At 50.7% G+C, this 4,362-nt stretch carries 3 protein-coding genes and 1 pseudogene; all 4 read right to left on the bottom strand.

Features of this window, described 5'->3' with window-relative positions; translation table 11 throughout:
• Nucleotides 1-1,465 (bottom strand): contractile injection system protein, VgrG/Pvc8 family (locus GON22_RS25355; RefSeq protein WP_160398846.1); only part of this gene is annotated, 1,465 nt, incomplete at its 3' end.
• A gap of 78 nt (nt 1,466-1,543) precedes the next feature.
• Entirely contained in the window at nt 1,544-2,320 is a 777-nt protein-coding gene (locus GON22_RS25360; RefSeq protein ID WP_160398847.1) for a DNA and RNA helicase, read from the bottom strand.
• Nucleotides 2,321-2,354: 34 nt separating this feature from the next.
• Entirely contained in the window at nt 2,355-2,690 is a 336-nt protein-coding gene (locus tag GON22_RS25365) for a hypothetical protein (protein ID WP_160398848.1), read from the bottom strand.
• Nucleotides 2,691-2,927: 237 nt separating this feature from the next.
• Nucleotides 2,928-4,362 (bottom strand): annotated as a pseudogene (locus GON22_RS25370) (molecular chaperone); the annotation flags it as partial.

Consider the following 4,362-nt stretch of genomic DNA (forward strand, 5'->3'; position numbering starts at 1 on the left):
CTTTGCCTTCCTTCGTGGACATTTCAATTTGATTGGCGACCATCATAATAGATTCAGAGACCATTTCAATTTGTTTGCTCGCTTGCAGCATAATTTTTTTCTCGCAATTCAGAATAATGGTGCCTTCACTTGTGAGTGTGATGGTTGCCCCACCAGTTGCTCCTGTAATTGTGATTTTATCTTCCTCGAAAGTAATCTTCTGCCCTGTCGGAGTAAGCAAAAACTTCGTGTTTGGATTAGCCATCAGGTCGTCTTTTAAATCTTTGTCATAATTGATAATAGGCTGTAACTGTTCTTGTTGAACGACCGTTGTCTTGCTATTCTGTCCATGCCCTCCCGAGCTGCTTGCCATAGCCTCGTTAGGCAGCCTTTTCCGTACCGAACTAAGGGCGATCCCTTCTGCTTCCTTCGCATTCGGAAAATAGATGCGGACACTGTCCCCTTTCTCTGGCATACAGTACCAGCCGGTCTGGTCGTCTGATGCATACATCGTTGAATAGGGGAAAAGAATAGCTTTCGCTAGACTCCAGTCTTGATCAAATTCAAGCTGTACTTTGACCTCGTCTCGGACGACCTCCATTACTTTCCCAGAAATCGATGCTCCAATTAACGCAGAATTGTATCTTTTTCTTCTATAAGCAGCCTTGGCATTACAGAGCGTATATTGATGTGTTAGCAGGCCTTGCTTCATTTCAGTGAGTACCTCAAAGACATGAAGCTTATGCCCTTTAAAGGTGACTTTGTCGCCTAACTCAAGCACCCGGTCATTCGATTTCACTTCATAACATATAAAGTCTTGTTCGCTAAGCCCACTCTTCTCATTTGCCGTTTCTTTCTGGTAAGCGAGCATGTCCTTATACATCCGGTAATGCGTAGCCTCAAGCTTGCCTGCATCACGATGGTCAGGAATGCCTAAATACACACGAACGCTATCTTCTGTCGAGACTGGAACGAGTACGGTGTGGTAATGAGAGGCAAGACGCTTCAGAAACTGCCAGTCTGTCTCTTGATATTGCAGGATATAAGAGTCTAGCCGCTTGTTCTCATCGAACGTATTGAATACTTCGCCTTTAGAATAGCTGTCACTGATTTTCTGCATTAAATCGGGGATAGGCAGAGACTTGTTCTGAAAGGAATGTGTTTCATGCTTGAGGTCCATTGCGTGTGTATGGGAGATCGCTTCTACTTCCAGCCAACTTACTTGATTCTCGACTCTTACATGAAACCGAAGGATATCGCCATGAAACAATCGCTGTTGCTTTCCGTTGTTATCTTTATATACAAGCTCAATATACGTTTGCTCATCGGCCAAACGTGCGTAATCATTTTCCTTTGCTTCTGGGAGGATTCCAGTAATTAATAATCTGGCGTGGTCATTCACTTTTTTCGTTAGCTTTACATGGTGCAAACTAACATTAAACGGTAGAACCCTCAATTGGTCATAGCTAACTGCCGATATTGCCATCTCACCATCTCCTTCATTCTCGAAAAATTCAGACAACAGCAAGCACAAGGACTATGTACTCTATAGTCCCCTTTATCTTTAATCCACCAACACCCGCCGCGCTCCGCCCAGGCGCATATCTGGCCGCGTGCGGACGCCCGCTCCCGCCTCATCCAGTATTCGCCCGAGCATCCGATGCAGCTGCGCATTGTCGTACGGCTTGCGGTCGGATCGCAGCCGGTTGGCTGCGTATAGCTCGATGAGCTCACGATCAACGGTTGATCCGTTCAAGCACTGCATGGCGAAGGAGACATCGTACGGATCGGTGGTGCCCGACTTCAACAGCTCCGTTGCAAAATATCGCGTTACCGCCGGTGAGAGCGTATGCCGCTTGCGCCCGATATGCTGCCGATGGATCAGGTTCAACGTGTTATACTCGGTTGTCATATCTTCAAAGCTTGTATAGTCGAGCCGCAGCCGCGCCCCTTCCTTCAGCTTAAAGCGCGCAAGCTCCAGCTCATCCCGCCGGATCGCTACGTCCGGGTCGGCTACAATCTGCGTCTCGCAGTAGACGATATCGCTTCGCGTAACCGGCTCATGGAACCGGAGCTTGACCGCCGTTTCCCGGCCATTCGCCTCGTACGGCACTCTTATATCCTCTTCCAGCGTATAGAGGCGGTCTCCCCACTTCACGATGCCGCGTGAAACGACGAGTACATCCCCGTCGGTCCGAATTTCCGCTCCGACAACAATGCCATCCGAATATTCAGTCCAGAGCAGCCCCGCCAAGCTGCGCGGGTAGTCTCGCAAGCTTTCTAGCATTTCGGTTTTCAGAATACGCCCACGATGGAAGTTCGGATAACGATCCGTAAACATGCCAATCCCTCCTCTCCAATGCTTGTCTTGTCCATTAGCTGTATTTCGCTAGCTGAAGCGTCCGCTTGCGTATAAATTCTGTAGCCTCATGGCAACGTTCCGCACCGACTTTGCTGCACAACAGCTCTACAAGTTCGGCTGAGCCAACCGTCTCGACTTGGATAGCAACAACGCGACCCGCCCCTTGCAGCATAAAGCGTCCGCCAAGAACCGGGGAAAACTTAACGCCCTCTATCTCGTTGAATGTGATCGACTTGCGACCGAGCCAGGTTTGCACCGTAATTTCATGCTCGCTGACCAGCATTTTGTACCTGCCTAGGATCAATGACATCAGGCCAAGAAATACCGCAGAAGGGATCATTACCTGCATAAATGATGCTGTGTCCTCCCCCTCACTCATCCCAGGCAGTAGAAATATGACTATTGCAGTAATGGCACACATAAAACTGCAATACAGCAGGACTCGAACCAATCCCATCATTTTGAATTCCAACAGCCCATTCTTATTGCGCTTCGCAGGCTTGAATGTGGCACCAAATGTATGTTTCATCGCGAAACGAACCGCTAGCATGTCAACCACCTCAATAATCCATTTATTTCTTACACCCTATTTCATCCCATCAAAGAAATCCAGCTCCGAAGCGTCCTTCTCGAAAGCAAAGAACCGTTTCTTCCCGAGCTGCAGCTGGCTGCCGATCCGTGCAACTGGCACGACCTCGAAGCCCCAGCGGCTATTGCCTGCGGATACGAAAAACTTCGCTTCGCCGTTGGCGATGGAGTCCGTCTCATCCTGCGGGATTATTGCGCCGTAAGAGGCTGCAATCTCCTCATAGAGCACCGGCTTGAACGACTCTTCCCTGTTCTGGTACACATAGGTATGGCGCTGTGCGCCATCCAGCCCTTTCAAGTGGAACTCAACTTCGGTTGCGCCGATTGGCCGCGAAATCGTGCCATGCGTACCGCCCGTTCGCTCTAGGCTGGACATCAGCGTACGTTCACGTCCGCTATGGGTGAAGGCCGTCACCGCATATGGGACTGCAGCAGCCTCGTTCGTGACTGACGCTTCGATATACCCCGCCTTGGAGGCGGTCAAATAACGGATTGCCCCGCGCAGGCATGCCAACTTCAGCTCGGGCACACGCCCGGATTCCTCTGTTTTCTGGCGGAATTCAATGCTTTTGCCCGGCACGAATTCCTTGAGCGCTTCACGGAACACGTCAATCCGGCAGGATTGGCCCGTCAGCTTAATAATGGAGTAGCGCTGCAACCGCCCATCTTGGTACAGCTCGTCGAGGAACTGCCGAACAACATCATATATGTCTGCCCGCACTAGCTGGGTAATCTCCCGAATCGTAAACACGATGGGGGGACATTCCTCCCGTTCGACGAGACGCTCTTGCTCGCGAACGGCCAATGACCAGCGTTCAACAGCCGATATTCGGAGCTCGCCTTCCTCCCATTCACTGCTCACGCCGGTGCTGAACCCCCCGCGAAGCATCGCCGTCCGGCGGAAAAACTCCGTCTTCAGCCGCTCCGCCAAATCCCACAGGAAGTGATAATTGCCGCGCACGCGGCGGTAATCGTCCCGCATCCGCGTTTCATATTCCTTAAACCGCGTCGGAATCACGCTTTCCGCTTCCGCGTAGCGCTGCTCCAGCGTCTCATACACATCACCTACGCCATGCTCGTCGACATGCCGGAACAAGTCCGTTGCCGGAATATCGATCATTTTATCGATATCGATTCTCTGCCGGTTATGGCCATAACTCTGGCGGTAATAGTCGGCGAAGACGATTTTCATATATTGCATAATGCGATAGGTGAGGTTGCTTCCCCCGAAGTTCGTATCGCCATTCTCGTAAGAGGTACAAATATCGATTTTGTAAGCGACGGTACTGTCTTCGACCTTAAATATACAGGAAGACACATCCGTCGTCCCGCCTCCGCAATCGATAATTAACGCCTCGTACTCCGTTCTATCCTCAATGCCGCCGCGCTCCAGCTGATTGGCGATCGTGTTGTAGAGAACCGCCGTTCCTTCA

Source organism: Paenibacillus sp. MMS18-CY102 (assembly GCF_009789195.1).
Taxonomy (GTDB): Bacteria; Bacillota; Bacilli; order Paenibacillales; family Paenibacillaceae; genus Paenibacillus_T.